Origin of the sequence: Duncaniella sp. C9 (genome assembly GCF_004803935.1) — a bacterium.
GTDB lineage: Bacteria > Bacteroidota > Bacteroidia > Bacteroidales > Muribaculaceae > Duncaniella > Duncaniella muris.
The window spans coordinates 2,887,743-2,906,790 of the sequence record NZ_CP039547.1 but is presented as its reverse complement, the minus strand read 5'-3'; the positions used below and the strand labels follow the sequence as shown (position 1 = coordinate 2,906,790).

The window sequence follows — 19,048 nt, the reverse complement described above, 5'->3', positions numbered from 1 at the left end:
GGGTGACTGGCGGAATACAACCGGGATACAAAAATGGGCGAAAAAGGGGTCAGAATCCGTTAGAATCCATCAGTAAGGGTATGAAAAAAGCGTGCTGTAAAGCACGCTGTACTAATGGATTGTGACGGATTGTGACAATTACGTCATTTGCCGATGCAGAAGCGGTTAATTTGTTGATATACAGATAAGTGTAACTCTAATCCGTACAAGTGACGTGAATTTTCTATAGTTGTAAGTTGATAACCGTCTGCTACTTAAATCGTTACAAGTCGCATTTGCCAAACCGACAACAGTGACTCAATGCAAAGGTAGCTACAATAATCCGATTATCAAAGGGATATCGCATCTTTAACTTTTCGCGACATACAGATGAGCGTACAAAACGGGACTATTCTGGTTTCGTTATGAATTTTTTGAGACTCTCATATTGCTCATATATGTCAGGAATCTGATATTTGTCATTATGTATTGCTCCACGACCGAGTTCGATGTCTTTGATGACATTTTTGCAGTCTCCGGCTATGGTCTTATTCACACAATCTGTTGCGAATGTGGCTTTGATTTCGGGGATGAGTTCCTTCGCGTCTATATCCATCAGATTGCTCATCACAAAACCGGCGAATGTGCCGTCACACGCTTTCTGAGTAGGAAGATTGGAGATCATGTTTATTAGAAGCTGTCGAAACAATTCGATAATTTCGCCACGTCTTTCCGGCTGATTGAAGATTATCATTGCCAGAGCATCGGGTGCCTGTGAGCGGAGATAAGAGTCCAGTCCGGGCTGATTCAGATATGCCTCTATTGCAGGGATATTATCTTTGCCACACGCATAGAGTGCAGGATGGAGCAGTTCGGGTGCGAAGTCCCCAAGGTGATAATCGGCAAACTCTCCGTTTTGTCGCATTATTTCGAGAACTGCACCAAGACCTTTGTCGCTTTGAAGTTGGGCGAGAAGTATCACTGAGTGCATAATAGCACTGTTGTTCCAATTCTCGATTGTATCATCATTGATACCTTTATATGTTTTGCCGATGGAATAGAGTATTACATTGCTGATATCTTGTGCAGCTTCGTCTTTCGGCAGGGCAAGAATCCGGTCAATGACCTCGCAGGGCAGACAGCTGTAATTGTCGGGAGAAAGCAGCTCATCCGCTATAAACTGGTTCTTGACGGAAAGCGTCTGAGGATAATCGGGGTATTGATAGGTGTATTTTTCATCGGGATACCGACGGGATTCCTCTTTCATTTTAAGCATACCGTCCAAAGCCTTTTTTACGTCTTTTAAGGTGATGTCGGAGAAAGGAGATTCCTCGTCATCATCCTCGAAGTCCTCATTATCGATGTCTTCACCATAAGGCATGACATATTCAAAATCATCGCCAAGTTTTTTCTTCAGCGTATGGTAATATGGCATCTCCTTTCTGTCGGGATTGACAACAAGAAAATGTTTGCCGTTCTTACCAAAATCATATTCTATCAGCGGTATGTCGTCTGTGTCCTCTTCCAGAATATATCCGGCAGGATCAAACTCTTTTGACGGTTTAATGCCACCTTCCTCAGCGAAAGCCATTGCTCCATAGATAATGTTGTGGGCTTCATTATAACTGATTTCTTCAAGTCCCATCCCGTTTTTATAATTGTCAAGGTATTGTTCAAAATCATACGGAGTCATATTTTCATGGTACCCGGCATCCTTTACGCCGAGACAGAACGTGTCGACAAGAAAGGATGCCATAACCAGATTGCCGCTTGGTCGCACTCTGGTAACGATGACGTGAGCCATTCCGGATTCAAGCCAATCAGGAGGAGCGATGTAACATTTACTTATTGGCAGGGTTCGCGTTTTTTCACGCATGAACCGATATGGTGAGAGTGCGGGCTGCTGTTGTCCCTTGCTTTTATTCTTGGATTTCTTCTTAGCCATAATAGTTGGATATGTTGTTATTGATGAAACAAATTTGAAAATGAGATTGATTATCGGTTCATATAAAATTGCTTAAAAGTAGGTCTTGACAGCAAAAAGGAATTGGTCGATGAAAATGTGTTTGAAAGCGGCGATGTTGTTCTGCTCGTAGAACATTAGCATTGCCTTTTTGTAGTCAATCGAATCTACCGTGCGGAATGAAATCGGGCAATAGCCGTTGGCGATTAGAATGCCATTGCTCACTATTCGGGCTGTGCGCTTGTTGCCGTCGGTGAATGCCTGAATGTAGCTGAGTAAAACAAGTGCGAGCAGGGCTTTCTCGAAGATATTGTTCTTGCCGTTTATTAGTCGCACGGTATCTTCAAGAGCCTCGCGAATCTGAAACACATTGTCGAGGGGGTGTAGTTGGTTCCGGTAATACCTACTCGGCGGTGACGGATATTTCTCTCAACACCTAATTCTTTTGTTAGCAGGGCATGAATCTCCTCGATACGGGCGACAGTCAAATTTTTAAGATAGTCAGGCACATCAAGAATAAAATCGAGAGCATCTTTGTGATTGAGGAGCATCACGGCCTCCTCTTTTGTCTTACCGCTTGCTGTTTGTTTTTCTTTCAGCAATCTCTCCGTTTCCAACAATGAGTAAGTATTGCCTTCTATCTGCGAAGATTTCCAAGACAAGTCAATTCCGAGACGTTCCATCTCTTTGCGATATTCCAACTCGGACATTTCCGAAAGATGCTTACGGAACAGTTCCTGTGCGTCATCAAGCCGTTGCAGTTCCTCATCGGAGAATAAATCCACCTTTGAAAGAATTTCATTTATGAGTTCAAAATTGAACGATTCCTGCACCTGACGCTCGTCGACATCCTTGTCGAAGTATGTGCCAAGGTTCAACTCCATAGTCACATGAGCCTGCGGAGTAAGTCTATAACGAGTAGCTGGACCACGACCGACAACCTCAATGTGTCCTTTAGCGACGCCATCGGCAATCAATCGTTTGAGTGTTGCCGGGCTTGGGGCATTGGTCAATGACGAGCCTATTTCAGCACGTGATGCCTCCGGATTGTAGTGAAGGAACTGAAGGATTTCAATCTCTTGAGTCATATCTCAAAGTTTTTATCGGCTCAAAATTACTAAAATTTATTGGAAAATCGGCTCAAATAGAGCCGATTTTTGCCATGTTAGCACTTGATTTGAGCCGATGCAGGTTCAACTGGCAAGTGCAAAATTAGCGATTTGTTTGAAGAACTCGGTTTTCGGGTTTGAAAAACCAAGTTTTTTCCGAGGCCTTAAGTTCAGTTTCTTTGCCACGTTTTTGATGTATAGGTCAGTGAAATCATTGAAATTTGACTTTTTGGGGATGTATTGACGGATGAGTTTGTTGATGTTTTCGACCGCTCCTTTCTGCCATGAGCAGTAGCTGTCGGCAAAGTAAACAGTCACATCATCAAGACCTTTGATGCGTAATCCGGCGGTTATGTCGAGGTGTGCCGCGAACTCGCTGCCGTTGTCAGTAGTGATGGTTTTAAGATATTTACGGTATGCGTACAGCATTCTCACGACAGTCTTTGACAATGGCTTGGCTCTTTTTCCGTAAGGTAGTTTCTCCATCATCACAAAGCCAGTCATGCGTTCAAGCAGCACTAGAATCGCGTGCCCGTAGGCATCAACAATAAGATCCATCTCAAAATCGCCAAAGCGTTTGCCGTCGGCCTCGGCCGGTCTGTCGTGTATGCTTGTGCGGTTTGGTATGTTGGTGGCTTTAGTGGGTTTGCGTTCGCCTTTTGGTCGTCGTCGGAAGTCGGGATGTCTGCGGTGACGGCGCAGTTCTCCGCTTTCATCAGCGTTTATAATGTTGTAAATGGTCTGTATGGATACGGAAACGCCTTCCTTGGCCAACACGCCACGAATTTGTTCTGGTGACCATTGGTGGTCAATAATCATCTGTTTTATACGCCACACCAACACGCTGTCGAGCTTCTTGTTGGATGTGGTGCGCTTTCTGCGTTCAAGGGCTTTGGCATGAGCCTTTTCCCACAGATAGTGGCCTTTGGTTGTGGAATTGCGCTTCAGTTCACGACAAAGTGTTGATTGACTGCACCCTACAATGAGGGCGATTTCTTTTCTTGGAGTTTTTCTTTGCAGTAAGGCGAAAATTTGCGACCTTTGCTGCGAGGTTAATTGTCTGTACATTAGCAATACAAAATTAGTTAATCTCAGGGAGACTTCGGTCTCCTTTTTTATTTTGTATTGCCAGTATGTTCTGCTGCTGTCCGCTCTTGGGGGCGGTTTAGGCCGCCCCCGCCGCTTGGGCATCCCCTCGCCAGAAGGAGTGAGGAGAATGAATAATTCCTAGCTCAAAGTTTTGCACTTCGATTTGGAATCTTCACTTGATTTGAGCCGATATATTCATGTTGCCTACAAATTATGACTTCTTTGATGCCCGTTGGCGATGTTTAAGGCTTAAATCCTGTAGATTGCGTCCGAGGGTATCCTCCTTGGCAATCAAAAGAAGGTCGTCATCAAGTTGCAGAGCATAAAGAACACGGGCATAGATGCCGATTGAAACCGTAGGAGAGCCTTTCTCGATGCGGTTCACAGTGAGAGGCGAACAGGTCGCACGTTCAGCAACCTGTGCAATCGAAAGATTACGACGCAGCCGGGCGAGCTTAATCTGCTCGCCCATAAGAGCCATCTTCTGTTCCAGTTTCCGGGGCAACTTAGTCCCCATAGTGTTCTTTGCCATTGCCTTTATTTTAAGAAGTGCAAAGTGTCTAAACTGAAGACTTTGCCATACTCAATCTATATTTTAATACTGCAAATATAGTAAAAATATTTATTATATGATATATTGAGTAGTGAATGATTGCAGCTATTGCCTCAACCTACCTATGCCAAATGCTTAATTTGTGGATTGACAGAAAGAAGTTGCCGGATAAATTCCTCTTGACGCACGGGCGATATAATGAGAGGAATGGAGCTTTTGAGAATCTTTCGGTCGGTGAAGGTGATTGCCAAACGATGAGACAGCGATGTTGCCGGTGATGAGAGTACACTTTTAGTCGGCTTAATCTCCTTAATCTTATCAATGGGGTAGGCGTTAGGGATAAAAAAAGAATATACCACAAGTGTATCTCCGTCAATGCGGTAGTAGATACTGAGGAATGTCACTAAGACAAACGCCAACATCACAAGACAAATAATCGTCGGCCAAATTCCGTCATCCAAGAAATAAGGAACAGCGCAGCACACAGCAACCAGTCCCAGAATGAACCATGTCGATCCATCCCATTTTGAATTATATCTTGTCCCTTCATACTTTTCCATAATCAATACTTCATGTTACTATACCGACAATGTTACTTGATGCTGTTAAAAAATAGCGGCTATTTCAGAATTATCCATCTGCCAGTCTTGTCAGAACCCTCGCGCCCTAACAATCCGAAGTCTCTTAATGCTTTTGTGGCTCGTTCAGCTGTTTTGGATGTAACGGAAAGAGCTTTTGCCATTTCAGAATGGGTGATGCTTTGATTTGCCTGTATCAACTCATATATCTTTCTTTGTGTGTTGGTAAGTTTTACACCGACACCATTCTTGTTTACACCGACATTTACACCGACATTGTTATTAATCAAGCCATCGCCTTCTTGATACTGTAAAACCCGACGTTTGAGGTTCGATATATGGTGACGAAGCATCATATCCTGCGCTATGGTAGAATTATCATTCTCACGGCTATCAACCAACGACTGGATATACTCTCCCTTGTCTTCTTTTCTGACTATGGAAGGAACCAGTCCCAACTGCCGTTGAATCATATTCATCACCAACCTTGTAGTCCGGCCATTACCGTCCACCCAAGGGTGGATGGTAACCAGCCTAAAGTGAGCCTCAAAACTCAGACGGTAACATGTCGCAATATCCGTTGTGTCAACATTTGCAACTTCTTGATTAAGCCATTCGCAAAAATCAGCTACAGTATGTGAAACCTTGTTATAAGCCAGATAACTTCTGCCGCCAATACCTGCACTGACATTGCACAGGCGAAACTCACCCTTTGACGAATCGAAATGTCCGGCAATAGTGGAGTATTCGCTCCCTGTTCGCCGCATAACAAGGGCAGACAGTTGCTGCAATAACTGAGGCGTATATGTGGGATTCTCAGTTGCAATTTTGAAAGCATAAAGATAAGCATCTTTCAGGTCAACATTCATCATCTGCTCAGTCAGCGAACGTCCTTTGGCGGTAATACCTTCATCGAAAAGAAGTTGGTTCTCAACTTCGGTAACAGCAGAACCTTCAATGGAAGTGGAATTGGTCACGATGGAATAAAGGTAAAATTTATGATAGTCCACCTGATCCTCAACTCCCGAAGCCAGATAAGCTTTAAGAGCCTCCTTTATCTGTGTGTCAAGGTCTTTATTCATTGTTTCTGTCGTTAATTTGAGGGTAAAGTTATCCGATTATTTCTTTCGTCGGTACTTCTGATTCGGATCATTGGGCTTTTCGGGGATGGTGGGTTCAAGTACACCAGCCTCAACCAAATCATAGATATATTTCTTTCTATTATCAAAATGCGCAGAAACTCCAGCACGTTCCAATATCTCTTTACGACTTCTTGGTACGGAGCAAAAGTTGCGAATATCCTGTTGCTTTTTTGATAATTTTAGCCTAACTGGGTCGGTAGGTAGGTCGGATTTTGATGGAACTGGGTCGATAGGTGGGTCGGCTTCAAAGTGAGCTGGGTCGGTTTTACTAATAACTGGGTCGGAAACTTGGTCACTTTTGCGGTGAGGTTGGTCAGTAATTTGCTCACTTTTTGAGGATGCTTGGTCGGTAACTAAGTTACTTTGGTCAGTAACTTGGCTACTTTTCCGGGGAATGGTGATGACGAACTCATTGGAGGCATGGGTGATTTCCTTGTCGGAAACACCATTCGAGAAAACCGCATCCGGGTCATATTCCAACGCACGGCGTACACCGCTTCCAGCTCCCGTGTATGGAAGCAGATAATTTGCGTTTGTGAAAAGGAACACATTACGAGGCATGGAGGTTCCGTTCTTCACATCTTCGATAGTTAGACCATTGGGGAGTGAACCGGGACTGTGTATCTCTACCCGGTCATCAAAGATGAAGATACGAATCGGAGTCTTTATATTCAGCGACCGATGCACCAAGGCATTGACAACATACTCCGTCAGACTCTCGTAGGGAATCTCCATTTCCCCGAGAGAGTTGAAGTCGCGTTTTACCTGCACCTTCCGTAGATTGCGGGTAAAGAAGTTCATGATGGTACGGTACTGATGAAGCAAATTTCCTTCGATTTCCATGTCGTGCATCTTGTCGCGGAACTGAGTGCCTCCGACAGAATTACCGAAGAAGCAGATACATTTAGCCGTAATTTCCGGCAACCAACGCTGAGTGTATTTACCGAAAAGCATCATCGCCGCCTTCGTCATTTGACCGTCAGGACGAATGAAACGAAGATTCCGCAAAAGCCGCTCGATAGTCGCTCCCTTGATGACGAATCCCGCCATCTGGTCAAGCGAGTAGTCTTTCATCGACAGTTCGTCAATCTCCTTGCCACGGAATACCGGGGCGAAACGCTCCATCATATACAGTTTGATGGTGTTGGCATCAAGATCATCTATGGTAGCGTTGCGCACAGCCTCTTCATCGGCATCGTAACGACCGCAGTCGCCCATCATGTCGGCAAGCTCCGAATTGTCAAATACCTTACGCTTGTCCGCTCCATTCTTAACCCATATTATACCTTTATTGTCATGATAAGGCTTGTTTTTGCCTTCTGGAATTGTTGCTACGACAACCGCTCCACCCGTAGTCGGTACATTCTCAACGTCAATTAGTACATTAGGAATCACGTTTTCTGAGGCAATGCTCGTCAGCAGATTGGTTGTTTCCTGCAACTCCATATATGACAGTGCATTGATCTCTCCCGACTTGTCATTGATGCCAATAACAAGTCTGCCGCCACGAGAGTTACTGAATGCCACCATCTCGCAGCCGATGTCATATTTATCCTTTTTCTTTGTAATACGTTCCTTAAACTGCACCTGTCCGGCCTCAGCCAAGTCGCGCAATTGAAGTATTTCTTTTTCAGTCATAATCGTTATTCTTTTGATAAGATTTCCCACCAGCCGTTGCGACGACCGTTGCGACGACTTATTATGCCTTTTTTGACGAGGTCAGAGGTAATGCGCTTGACTGTAGATGCTGATTTCTTTATAGATTTTGCAATCTCAGTCTGGGTGATTTTAGGATTATCCTCGATAATCTTTAGTACGGCTAACTCTTCCAAAGTACAATTCAAAGTGTCAAATTGAGACTTTGGATTGGGCGTCGTGATACTTTGGGCAGATGTTGTCGGAAGGGATACCCCGACGAGCATATCACGGTTGCGGAGTTCATTCTTTTCGCCGAGAATCACATTGCGTAGGAATCGTTCCACAAACTCAGTCGTAGGCGCGATATTTAACCCTTTATAAGACGCTCTTACGAGAGCATTGCGGAAATACCATGAATGTTCTTTGAACATATCGTTGGTTGCCGGAATACCCATCGAGCGGAGATACTTTATGAGGAAAACCGCAGTTGTGCGAGTGTTTCCCTCCCGGAACGGGTGGATTTGCCAAAGGTCAGCAATAAACTGAGACAGATGCTTGATAATCTCTGCCATTGGACGATTTGAATAGTCAAACTCTTTCTCCCGAGATAGGTCATATTCGATAGCTTCGCGTAAGTCAACAGCCGGTTGGTAACTCACCGAGGCATTTCCTCCAAGCACCCATTCCTTTTTGCTGAGTTCGACCTGTCTCAGTTGTCCGGCAAACTTGAATACACCTTCAAAGATACGTCGATGAATAGATGTAAGTCCAACTAAAGAAAATGCGAATGACGGTTCATTGAGAATCTTTGCGATGTTGACGGAAGCCTTGTCTCCTTCTTCATCCACAGTATCATGTCCGGACTTAGTCTCATAGTAAGCCTTGATGCGGGTGCGAGCCTCATCAATGGATATGTCACCCTCGATATGCTGGCGCGCAGTGTCAAGTAGATAGGTCGAAACCTTCAACCCATCCACATCCTGAAGACCGATAGCCGTCTGCCAAGCATCCGCCTTTTCCTTCTGTCCCGGTTCTCCATGAACTATGTATTCGTCAAATTCGCTCATAACAAGTTATTCAATCTGTTAGCATCCTACATTCTATAGCTATAGACTAATTGCGTGCATATTCTTTCACTCCCGGTTTTCCAGAAGTAAAATATTGTTCAAATTCCAGATATTTATCTTCGTAAGCCATATTCTCTCATTTATTGTCAACTACCGAGGATTTCTCGGTAGTTGATTAACTCAGTTATTTCCATTTTGGAAACAGTTGAATCCTGTTTCAATTCTCCCTCAGAAAAAATATTATTCAGGTGCTTGCTTATAGCCGGCACACCCACATCAAATAGCTGCGCCATAGCCTTCTGCGTGCACCAGATACTTTCATCCCGGTACACAACCTGCACACCATCCTCCTTACCCTCAATCTGAAAGATCAGGAACTCCGCCGTGCTATTTCGTATCTCAAACTTCTTAGCCATAAAGTTTTCTTGCGGTACAAAACTTCAATAAATATTTTTATAGTCTTACATCATAAAAATGAGGTAAAAAACGATATATCCGTTTATATTTTTCCACTTCGGTTGCTGTTAATATTCTCTTATCGATTAGTTCTTTTTCTCTTTCTTCAATATCTAAAATCTGGTTTAGATAAGATGCTTCTCTGTATGTTAAGTTTGGAATATTTATTTCATAAGGTTGAATAGTTGAAATAAAATCAAATCCATCAATATTTAGGTCATCTTTTTCACATTCAGAACTAAGGACAATGCCTCCATACGTAAGCATTCTGGCACCGCGGTATTCAGCATATTTTATATTGTAAAGAGGAACAAACGATAGATTATCTCCAATTGAATTTCGTTCTTTAATAATTCTATGACAATAACCTTCTAGCATTCTCTTTATTGTTTCGCTGGAATTAACATCTGCACAACAATTTTCGGTTATATCATAAGGTACTAAGGAACCATAGATTTCTTTAAATTCTTCGTTAGTATATGGAGTATTTCCATTTTTAAGTTCCCTGTTACATGATATGATAATAATACTGCCATGTGGCACTTCTCGAAGGACCAATTCTATGTCTGTAAAAAAAGTCATTGATAGCGTATTGTCATAATCGAGCCAAACAATACTTGGTTTTGATAAATCGACTAGAGACAATTGATCTGAAGATTGGCCATGGAGAATGTTGATGCACGAATAAGGCTTGTTGAACTCCAGTTTATTAGGTTCATATTTCGCCTCTATACTATACATGTCTTTGATATGCAATTCCTTATGAAATAATTTAAAATCGGTAAAAGACAATCCACCAAAACCAATGTATTGATACTTTAATTTCAAAACGCCCATTATCCTTGCAATGGAAGCAAGAAGCATTCTCCGTTCAGCAAATTTGCATGGACGAATCTCATAATTCAACACTGTCGCACTCTTCATTTGCGAGTTCTTCTAGTTTAAGGTAATAATTGAATGTAGTCTCTCCTAATTCTTTAAAACTTTTAACCTCAGCGTGATCTTTCGCAACTTCCGCAGTCTCTTTTGAGACGTCATACGCAATACGAATCGTGCTTTTCTTCCGAGCGATAGTATCCGTATCTAGTGGAGGAGCAATAAAGGTCTTTTCTATGTTCGTAAAATTGTAAGACTTTAGTTCTACTGCTCCAATTTTTGAAGTATTTTCCCAAAGCATAGTCCTGTATTCATTTGCTTCGTCACCCATTTGAGGGATTTTTTTTAGAAACTCAAAAACTTTGAGCATACCATTCTTCATTATTGGAACAATTGCCTTATAGACTTCGGAAGTTGCATCTATTCCTTTCTTGGTTGTAGTTAAGGGCAAATTTAATGTCTCTTCCGAATCAAGGAAAAGAATTCCACGAAACATTACATAGTTAATATGCCACTTGGGTATAGGTTGAACACCCCAGCCGGTTATACTAGATGTATCAGCTTCTAAAACTAAACGATTATTACAATAGATGTACCATCCGGAAAGTTTAGGCTCACCAATTCCACCAAGTCCTGCAATCAATTTATATTTAACATTATTAATTGCCCCTTCGATATGATAAGGGATCGTATTGTTTGATAATAACAACTCTACACGCTTACCTGATAACGGTTTTTCGTTTAGATATATTGTTAGACCTTTCTGTAAACTAAAGTTCAGAAGTTTCTGGATATTATCAGCCAGTGTGGTAATAAAGCCCTCATCAGCAAATAGATTGCTTACTTCTGAATTTAAATTAGTAATACTTATTGATGTTCCATCTACTTCATCTGTATTCGGAATTTCAAGATAGGAAAAGGACCAGTCGTCAATTATATCAGATGTCCCATCCTCATTAGTTATTTTGCGGACCTTTTTGCTCCATTCGTCAACATCAACTTCTACCTTAAATGAATCTTGTTGATGTTTAGATTCAACAGTAAATTTCTTACCTATTTTAAAGAGAGATCTCTTCATACCGATTCCAAAACGACCGACTGTTCCATTACCTTTTGGAGCTTCTTCTGGCCGGCCAAATCGAAACGCATACTTTTTTGCTGTGTCGATTGAGAAACCGCCACAATTATCTTTAATTTCAAAATAGTCTTTATTAACCGTAAGGTATATATTTAGATTAGTGTAATCATTAGGATTTATTCTATTCGCTCCGTCGATAGAGTTGTCTAGTAAATCAATGATGGCGTCTTCTATTGATATATCACGAGTGATCATATCAATAAAAAACTTCTTGGTTGGGTTACCTTCAATTATATTATTTGACATAAATTTATTTTTAGCTATGATAAAACGTGGTCTAACGCATTGACATAAATGGGCAACTCTTCATGTTCGATTCCAAAATGCTTGTCTATCATGAAATCAACAATCATATTACCATCTATTAGTATTATAGGCACAGCACCTGGTTTTATGGAACTATTTTCTGCTTCCTTTGAAAAAGCAATGATTCGGTAAAATTTGAGGTTGTTCAGCCTTGGCTAAGCCGCTAACTGAGCCAACCGATGATTTATTTTCTGAATTATTTTGAGATGCGGAGATTTTCCGCAAGTCGAAATAATTGTTGAGGCGAGATAAGATTCAAACATAAGCCGTTTGAACTGCGCTACCGAAAGATCCGGATAATCCTTCCTTATGACCTCTTTGCAGACATTGAGGGCTGTGAAGGAAAGATTGAACGCAAAGTCAAGCCGCTCCCTGTCGCGGGTCTGCTGTGACTGAAGTCCGGTAAACTGCTTGGCATCGCGTATACCGAACTCGATCTGGAAGCGTGTGCGGTAGAAACCGATGATCTTTTCAGGTCTCATGTCGGTGTCGGTAGAGAAGTAAAGAAGAGGCTCTCCGTTTTCAACCGGACATACCACGATACGGATGTCGCGTTTCAATGCCCTCGAATGTACGACCGCCGTGTGACATCGGGTTTTGATTCCTTTGGAATCCTCATATATGAATGAAGTGAACACGGACATATCAAGAGTTGAGAAATCCACTTTCTCTCCATACTTTTTCTTTCTGCCGCGTCTTCGCGTGGCGGAGGAATCCGGTATGGCCAAATACCTGAGATATGAATTGGCACGTAATCTCCCGACAAACCGGAATCCCATGCCAATCACCTCATTTACAAACTCATATTTGGAGAAAAAGGCATCGGCAACCAGAATATCCGTCAGTGAGAGCAGCTCTGCCGCCTTTGACCTGACAAGTGCCACATACCAGTCAAGCATTGACATTTGTTTCTCAGATTCAAGAGTCCTGAAGTTCGGTGACTGGACAGCACCGAGCATCACACATGTATGTTTACTCAGACTTATTGCCCCGATCGCCATTATCTCCAGACCGCGTTTGACACGTTGTGCCACCCCTGACCAGAAACGGCCTATGCCATATGTCAGGCTGCCTGACTTTGAAATGAACGACGGATCGATTGCCACTGCCATGTCATCGGACGGTCCAAAACAATCCTGCGCCATACCTATGTTGACTTTCATCCAGTCTACGGGTGTCTTGAAATTGGAGGCAAAGGTCTTGGCTGTACGACCGCCATAGCGCGACAGCCGGGTAAAATTGACTTTGCCCGGAATCAACGCCACAGTGCGTATTGTTAAAATCAGCCAGTTGAGGAACCTTTTGCTCATCTTGGTTGTAGTATTTTCAAATACCGACTTACACTGAAAGGTGAAGTCTTTGAGAATCGCCAATACGTTCATATTGTTTAATGTTTTTATAATGAACGCTTTGGCGATTCATTTGTATTTGACGATTCGATATATTAACTTAAGTTTCAACCACTTCGGTGATTTTTACCGAATCATTGAAAAAGAAGACGTAGTAAAAAATAGACCTTGTTCATATTCTCCTTGAACTGCACCACGAAATGCGTCTATCTCTTTTCTACTCACCTTTCCTGTATCCCAACGTTTACATTGGAAAGCGACATTCATAAATGCAAGACCTACTTTTAATTTTCCGTGTCCATCGATACCTCCATCACGACTTTTTTTCGTGACAGTCAAATTATGGAAACCATACTTTCCAAGCAGATTCTTACAAAATGACTCAAAATCATAAGGATTTAGCCCTTTTAGTTGTTTAAGGATTTTGCCTTTAAACTCAGAGGTGTACTGTCTATGAAGTTCTCTGAGTTTAGATAGTTGTGTTATATCTTCTTTAATATTCTTCTGCTTAATATTTCGATTGACAAGACCAAAAGTACGACTTTCTTCATCATATGAAAAGAACTTCTTAGAGGAAGCAGAGGGATAATCAATACCATAAGCATGGCCTCTAAGTTCGACCCTTAAGACAGACAAAGGATCTTGGGCATGGAAATCATACAGTGAGTTTTCTATGATTTTTGCATATATTTCCGAGACAGACAGTGTCTTGTCTGAATGTTTCAGAACTTCTATCGCCGCTTGTGTTATAGTCCTTTCTTGCTTCATATGTAGTTTGTTACTTTTCCTTATAATATTGGACTACTTCAAACAATTCACCTTTTGGTAATTCTTTGATATTTGAAACACACTGACCATTCTCTAATTTCTCAAGATTTCGCATTGCGCGAGAACCATCCTTTTCGCTCAGACCAAGGAATTTGTTTATCGCCTTAGTATTGTTCAGGTCATTTATAGGTAGAAGGAAAGCTGTTTCACACTCTTGAGAGAAGTCAAAATTCCCCTGATTATATTCTGATATACCCTGTGACAAGAGAACAATAGAAACACCATAGGAACGTATCTTCCTTAAAAGAACCTCTAATATTTCTAATGATTTTTTCTCGCGGAAAAGATCATGAGCCTCGTCTATCATCAAAACATAGCGCATGCTCCTATTTCCGTCAACAACCTCAGTTCCACCCATATTAGTAAAGACATTAAATATGTAGTTAATAATGAGGAAAATTGAAGTAAAACGTACAGTGCTATCCAGTTCACCGGATAACGAGAAGTAGTAGTTATTATTTAGGAATATACTTGGATCATTGACTTTTGACGCAAAAAGTTCATACTCGCTGAGTCGTTCCATAATCTCAGTAAGTGTGTCACGAGTCTCTCCAACTGTATCGAGAACGAGATCGTAAATTTCTTTTAAGGAAGGATGTTTGCCATCTTTATGTTTGATAAAAGCCTCTTTAGTCGCGTCCTTTAATGTTTGTTGTTGCTTCTTACCTATATTAGAGTACTTAGCAATAATATCTACAAATTTATTTATTCCCACGAGTTTATTCTTTTCATTAATGTTGTCAATGAAAGAAACAGGATTTAATGGGAATGGGGTATGAGGTGCACTTATACACTCAGTATGGGTCTCGGTAAAGAAGTCACTCATCTTAGATTTATCATCCTCACTGAGTCCTTTGAAGTCAAGAAATAGAAAGTTAACCTGTCCTTGCGTTTTCTTATGAAGCTGTCGAAGGAACTCAAGCGCAAACTGAGTTTTGCCTGAGCCAGATTTTCCAGCAACAGCAATATGTTGGTTATTGTAAAGTCTTGAATTATTAAAGCAACAGTATATGTCCTCTCCTGTAGTGAGATTATATCCCACTTTAATATTTATCGGACCAGAGAAAACACTCTTAGATATGTGTTGATTTCTATTCTCTACGGAGTCAAAGCTCTCAGGGGTATCCTCTATCGCATCAACTCCATTACTAAAATATTCAGTAAGAAAATCGAAGAATGTATACTGAGGATTATGCTCGAAAAGATAGTTTATTTTTTCAAGCCCATGATCAACATGAAGTTTTATATACTTAGGAATCAGCTCATCATTTTTGGTAATTCCATAAGCTTGACAAATCAAGGCTATAAAAAAATCTCGGTACTGTCCGTCAAACAGAATGTGATCTTTATATTCTTTGCCTTGAGAATCATAGGAGGAAAACTCCTGCGGAGTAAATCTCTTCCCGGTTGACAATGAATATCCTAATGCGATACGAGCTATCACATTTTCTTTCGTTCCACCGGGGAGTTTTCTGGTTAATTGGGTTACAACATTTTGGTTCTCACCCGAAGTCCTTATATTAATTTGCATTTTCTCTATTTTTATATTCTTCGAACAGGTTTTCTGGTTTTACTTCCACAAAATGAGAACCGCCTTTTTTATTGCTAATCAAGTAGGATTTACTTACAATAGGTTCAATATAACGGTATTCATCTTCTGTAAGCTCCTTTTTAAGTAGCGGGAAAAGAATAACCTGTTTAGAAACGTTGGGATAGAACTTTGTTAGCACGTTCTTGGTGTGCAGTGGGTCAAATTTTTGCATTGGACTGTCAATGAATACTGGGAACTCTATCTCAGTTTCATCAACTAAAGCACTTAAAAGTGCAGATGCAAACATTTGGCGTTCTCCCATTGAAAGAATGCTGTTATCTATTTTTTTATCATCATAGTCATATAAGCTAATATCAACATCATCACCATTTCCATTGATGTCAACAATAACTTTTTGAACTAGATTAGTTTTATGCAAATAAGATTGAAGTTTAGTCTCTAATTTTTTTGCTAGAGCCTTTTTCTTCTCATCTTTAAAGCGAATGAGGAATTTCTGTATCTTATGAATCAAACGGGTTGCTTCATTATCTACAGCTCTGTTTTGGTCGGCCACATCAATTTTCTTTGAAAGAATCTCTTTCTGCTTCTTATGAGCGATTACTTGCTCATTAATAGATTCAATTTCTTTTCGTTTTTCTCCGATTTCCTCACCAATTGAATCAATTTCTCGATCAAGCTTTTCTTTTCGTGCACGAATCTTTTGAACGTAGTCACTTTCAGCTTTTTTCTCTGCTTCTCGGATTCTTTTTTCTATAGAAAACAGCTCAGCTTTAAGTTTCGAATACTTATTAAACAGTAGTTCAAACGAAGACTTACTATCCTTAACCTTTACGATTAAACGAGTGAAGTCTTCAATCTGTCCCTGACTAAAATCGTGAAGAGTGCTGAAATTTTCGAACTTACTATCATCAAAACCATTATAAAAATGTTTTTTGATGAGTTGCTTTATTTGAGTTTCATAGAACTCTCGCGTCTTGTAGTCAATTCGGAAAGTTATATCTTTTCTAGCTTCCTCAATATCGCCAAGTATTATATCAGTTTTATCGTTGATTCCTTCAAGTTGAAGTATATTTTGTTTGTATGCTTTTTCTGACTCTAGTTGAGATAAGAGTTCAGCCATGATTCCACCAGATAAGCCAAATGGAATAAGGCTATAAAAGTCTTTCAAACCGTCTTCAGTCTCCCTTAATGCAGTATTAAGGTCTGTTTTACGGTTATTTAGTCTATCTAATTCATCAATAGACATTAAGTCACCTTCTCGAATTAGTTGGGATTGTAACTCGGCTGATTCATGACGCTTAATTACACGATCATCTTCCAAGTTATCAATTTCATCTAGCAGGTTCTGGATACTTTCTTCTTTTATTTTTATGGCACTGATTAGCCCGTCAAACTCGAGTTTCTCTTGAGGTTTAGCGGATGCCTTTCTATAATCATCTTGAATCCTTATTAACTCAGATTTCAAGTCCTCATATTTCTGTATACCAAGAACCTGTGAATAGGCGAGACTTAAATCCTTTCTCTGTTCAGGAGTATTGATTTGAGCGAATGATACAATTTTTTTCAGCATCAAAGAAGAAGAACTTAGCAATTTCTATGGGTAGGATATAATCCCGAATAAAAATTTCCTCCTCCTTAGCTATTTCTTCCTTAGATCCAGTAAATAAATCGTTCTTTCTGCCGTCAATTAGAATCTCTAATTCATCGTCATAGTTAGTGGCACTATCGTAAGACCTTACTATAGTAATTTCAGTACAAGGGGTATCGGGTATTTCTACGTCAGTGAAAGTGACTGCCACAGAAAACTTAGTTTCTCCATTTTTCTGAGCTTCAAAATTAAGACTGTTCCCAATGTATTTGCTATAGCCACCTTTCTCGTCAATTTCCTTGCGATATAGTTCATCTACCTTTCCCATGTTTTTGCCATAAAGACACCACACAAGTGACATGAGAAAAGTAGTTTTACCGAAACCATTATTACCGCTAACGATAATCAAATTTCGGTCTCCATCGGGGGAAAGATTTATTTTATTCTTTCCTTTATAGATACGGAAGTTATTAAGTTCGATTTCTCGTATGGTCATGGTTTCTTTTTCGTTTTAACAAATTCTTCTAAACGAGATTCAATTTCAGTCTTAAGTCCACGACGTCGTTGCATCAGCGACTTACTTTTTTGGAGCATCAGAAGTTGTTCGATTAATTCGCCTTCTTCAATATTTTCTTTGCAAATCTCTCGCATTAAATCTGCTTCCAACTTATTTTTCAATTTGCCATCTTCCATAGCGAATGTGGAATTATAGATTTTATTATATATTTCTGATACCTGATGTCCGAAATTGAAATCTCTATACCAATTTACTTGAATAGCAATCAATTCTTGATCGGTAATAAGCTTTATTTGGGGATTATGCTGTTGTAATTCATGTTGTACATTTAATAGACCTTCCAACATTTGAGCACGGTATGTAAACGTATATGGTCCCATATCATTAACCGCTTTCTTACCATCGCGCCGTAGTGGAAATCTATTTTCGATAACATTACGTTCTTGATCAAGTTTTAGTCTAAAATCGTAGAGAGGTTGCATCCATTCTCTACCATTTTTGATTAATGACCGCATAGACTTGTCATCTTTAATAACCGTACAGGTCCAACAACCAAAACGGCTCTGACCACAAGAACCATGACTTTTATCCGTGACAACGGTAGGGCATTCATAATCATCAGCACTTGCGTCAAGATATATATTAAATAGTATCTTGTTGTCGAATCCCCATGGTGATGGGATGGCATTAATTATATACCAAACTTCTTCAAGCAGTAATTCTTTTATAGGAGCATATACAAATGTATTTGCCAAAAGTGTATGCTTAGTAAGGCGTTTGCCATGTATTTCATGTTTCTTGATAGAACGTGCTCTGGTTGCACTTTCTGCTTTTCTGGTGCCAATTAATATTATTGCTTCACCACATTCGTCCACTTGTTCTGTGATAAAACGCGCTGTGGGCTTTATCTTCATTTTTTCGGTACACCATCTAAAGGCAGTGTTAGGAACGGGATAACCCTTGCCTATAACGTTAACCCAAAAAGAATCTTCAAGTCGTGGTGTAGTTTTCCTTACAAATATAGGTAAATCTGCCTCTCTTGCTTTAGTTTCTATTTGCGCCAATACATCATCAACATAAGTTGCAATGATTGGGTTCTCAACCAATGTGTCATTACATACCACATATATTGGGCGTCGTAATTGGAATGGAACTGGTTGCTCTTTTAATTTTAGCATGGCAATCCAGACCAGCATAAGCAATACTGTAGAATCCTTACCGCCACTAAATCCAATTATCCATGGGCGATTTGATTCATCAGCATACGCATACTGATCTAAAATTTCATCGATTATATATTCTATACGTTGATTCTTCATA

Annotated in this window: 15 protein-coding genes and 2 pseudogenes; all 17 read right to left on the bottom strand. The window is 40.5% G+C overall.

Annotated features, from left to right (window positions below):
* Positions 1–388: 388 nt before the first annotated feature.
* Positions 389–1,924 carry a DUF1186 domain-containing protein gene (locus E7745_RS12220; protein WP_124076071.1) on the bottom strand — a complete coding sequence of 512 codons (1,536 nt, stop codon included), beginning with the start codon at positions 1,922–1,924 and terminating at the stop codon, positions 389–391.
* Between the two features lie 72 nt (positions 1,925–1,996).
* A pseudogene (locus E7745_RS12215) lies at positions 1,997–3,030 on the bottom strand (Fic family protein).
* Positions 3,031–3,135: 105 nt separating this feature from the next.
* A complete protein-coding gene (locus E7745_RS12210; protein WP_136408456.1) occupies positions 3,136–4,119 on the bottom strand; it encodes an IS30 family transposase in 984 nt (327 codons plus the stop codon).
* Between the two features lie 232 nt (positions 4,120–4,351).
* Entirely contained in the window at positions 4,352–4,672 is a 321-nt protein-coding gene (locus E7745_RS12205) for a helix-turn-helix transcriptional regulator (protein ID WP_123408018.1), read from the bottom strand.
* 143 nt (positions 4,673–4,815) lie between these two features.
* The gene (locus tag E7745_RS12200; protein WP_136408926.1) at positions 4,816–5,253 is read right to left on the bottom strand and encodes a PH domain-containing protein; all 438 of its coding nucleotides are present in this window, start codon (positions 5,251–5,253) and stop codon (positions 4,816–4,818) included.
* A gap of 59 nt (positions 5,254–5,312) precedes the next feature.
* Positions 5,313–6,353, bottom strand: a complete 1,041-nt coding sequence (locus E7745_RS12195) for a Fic family protein (RefSeq protein WP_124076067.1) — start codon at positions 6,351–6,353, stop codon at positions 5,313–5,315.
* Positions 6,354–6,389: 36 nt separating this feature from the next.
* Positions 6,390–8,051 carry an RNA-binding domain-containing protein gene (locus E7745_RS12190; RefSeq protein WP_136408925.1) on the bottom strand — a complete coding sequence of 554 codons (1,662 nt, stop codon included), beginning with the start codon at positions 8,049–8,051 and terminating at the stop codon, positions 6,390–6,392.
* Positions 8,052–8,056: 5 nt separating this feature from the next.
* Positions 8,057–9,118 carry a Fic family protein gene (locus E7745_RS12185; RefSeq protein WP_136408924.1) on the bottom strand — a complete coding sequence of 354 codons (1,062 nt, stop codon included), beginning with the start codon at positions 9,116–9,118 and terminating at the stop codon, positions 8,057–8,059.
* 182 nt (positions 9,119–9,300) lie between these two features.
* A pseudogene (locus E7745_RS12180) lies at positions 9,301–9,534 on the bottom strand (cell filamentation protein Fic); the annotation flags it as partial.
* Between the two features lie 37 nt (positions 9,535–9,571).
* Positions 9,572–10,438: an O-methyltransferase gene (locus E7745_RS12175; RefSeq protein WP_240740313.1), complete on the bottom strand. Its 867-nt coding sequence runs from the start codon at positions 10,436–10,438 to the stop codon at positions 9,572–9,574.
* Positions 10,439–10,469: 31 nt separating this feature from the next.
* Positions 10,470–11,834 (bottom strand): ATP-binding protein, encoded by a 1,365-nt coding sequence (locus E7745_RS12170; RefSeq protein ID WP_136408922.1) that lies wholly within the window; start codon positions 11,832–11,834, stop codon positions 10,470–10,472.
* Positions 11,835–12,049: 215 nt separating this feature from the next.
* Positions 12,050–13,276, bottom strand: a complete 1,227-nt coding sequence (locus E7745_RS12160; RefSeq protein ID WP_124076708.1) for a transposase — start codon at positions 13,274–13,276, stop codon at positions 12,050–12,052.
* A gap of 93 nt (positions 13,277–13,369) precedes the next feature.
* Positions 13,370–14,011: a restriction endonuclease gene (locus E7745_RS12155; protein WP_136408921.1), complete on the bottom strand. Its 642-nt coding sequence runs from the start codon at positions 14,009–14,011 to the stop codon at positions 13,370–13,372.
* Between the two features lie 10 nt (positions 14,012–14,021).
* Positions 14,022–15,602 carry a DndE family protein gene (locus E7745_RS12150; RefSeq protein ID WP_136408920.1) on the bottom strand — a complete coding sequence of 527 codons (1,581 nt, stop codon included), beginning with the start codon at positions 15,600–15,602 and terminating at the stop codon, positions 14,022–14,024.
* Positions 15,592–17,193 (bottom strand): DNA sulfur modification protein DndD, encoded by a 1,602-nt coding sequence (locus tag E7745_RS12145; protein WP_240740312.1) that lies wholly within the window; start codon positions 17,191–17,193, stop codon positions 15,592–15,594. Before E7745_RS12145 ends, E7745_RS12150 begins: the two co-directional genes overlap by 11 nt.
* On the bottom strand, positions 17,150–17,707 hold the full coding sequence (locus E7745_RS15105; protein WP_240740311.1) for an AAA family ATPase: 558 nt from the start codon (positions 17,705–17,707) through the stop codon (positions 17,150–17,152). Before E7745_RS15105 ends, E7745_RS12145 begins: the two co-directional genes overlap by 44 nt.
* Positions 17,704–19,047: a DNA phosphorothioation system sulfurtransferase DndC gene (gene dndC, locus E7745_RS12140; RefSeq protein ID WP_136408919.1), complete on the bottom strand. Its 1,344-nt coding sequence runs from the start codon at positions 19,045–19,047 to the stop codon at positions 17,704–17,706. Before dndC ends, E7745_RS15105 begins: the two co-directional genes overlap by 4 nt.
* Between the last annotated feature and the right edge of the window lies 1 nt (position 19,048).

What these genes read in the sequence shown, in the direction of transcription:
- E7745_RS12220 (WP_124076071.1), bottom strand. Translation starts at nt 1,924, where the DNA reads ATGGCTAAGAAGAAATCCAAGAATAAAAGCAAGGGACAACAGCAGCCC.
- E7745_RS12210 (WP_136408456.1), bottom strand. Translation starts at nt 4,119, where the DNA reads ATGTACAGACAATTAACCTCGCAGCAAAGGTCGCAAATTTTCGCCTTA.
- E7745_RS12205 (WP_123408018.1), bottom strand. Translation starts at nt 4,672, where the DNA reads ATGGCAAAGAACACTATGGGGACTAAGTTGCCCCGGAAACTGGAACAG.
- E7745_RS12200 (WP_136408926.1), bottom strand. Translation starts at nt 5,253, where the DNA reads ATGGAAAAGTATGAAGGGACAAGATATAATTCAAAATGGGATGGATCG.
- E7745_RS12195 (WP_124076067.1), bottom strand. Translation starts at nt 6,353, where the DNA reads ATGAATAAAGACCTTGACACACAGATAAAGGAGGCTCTTAAAGCTTAT.
- E7745_RS12190 (WP_136408925.1), bottom strand. Translation starts at nt 8,051, where the DNA reads ATGACTGAAAAAGAAATACTTCAATTGCGCGACTTGGCTGAGGCCGGA.
- E7745_RS12185 (WP_136408924.1), bottom strand. Translation starts at nt 9,118, where the DNA reads ATGAGCGAATTTGACGAATACATAGTTCATGGAGAACCGGGACAGAAG.
- E7745_RS12175 (WP_240740313.1), bottom strand. Translation starts at nt 10,438, where the DNA reads ATGCTTCTTGCTTCCATTGCAAGGATAATGGGCGTTTTGAAATTAAAG.
- E7745_RS12170 (WP_136408922.1), bottom strand. Translation starts at nt 11,834, where the DNA reads ATGTCAAATAATATAATTGAAGGTAACCCAACCAAGAAGTTTTTTATT.
- E7745_RS12160 (WP_124076708.1), bottom strand. Translation starts at nt 13,276, where the DNA reads ATGAACGTATTGGCGATTCTCAAAGACTTCACCTTTCAGTGTAAGTCG.
- E7745_RS12155 (WP_136408921.1), bottom strand. Translation starts at nt 14,011, where the DNA reads ATGAAGCAAGAAAGGACTATAACACAAGCGGCGATAGAAGTTCTGAAA.
- E7745_RS12150 (WP_136408920.1), bottom strand. Translation starts at nt 15,602, where the DNA reads ATGCAAATTAATATAAGGACTTCGGGTGAGAACCAAAATGTTGTAACC.
- E7745_RS12145 (WP_240740312.1), bottom strand. Translation starts at nt 17,193, where the DNA reads ATGCTGAAAAAAATTGTATCATTCGCTCAAATCAATACTCCTGAACAG.
- E7745_RS15105 (WP_240740311.1), bottom strand. Translation starts at nt 17,707, where the DNA reads ATGACCATACGAGAAATCGAACTTAATAACTTCCGTATCTATAAAGGA.
- dndC (WP_136408919.1), bottom strand. Translation starts at nt 19,047, where the DNA reads ATGAAGAATCAACGTATAGAATATATAATCGATGAAATTTTAGATCAG.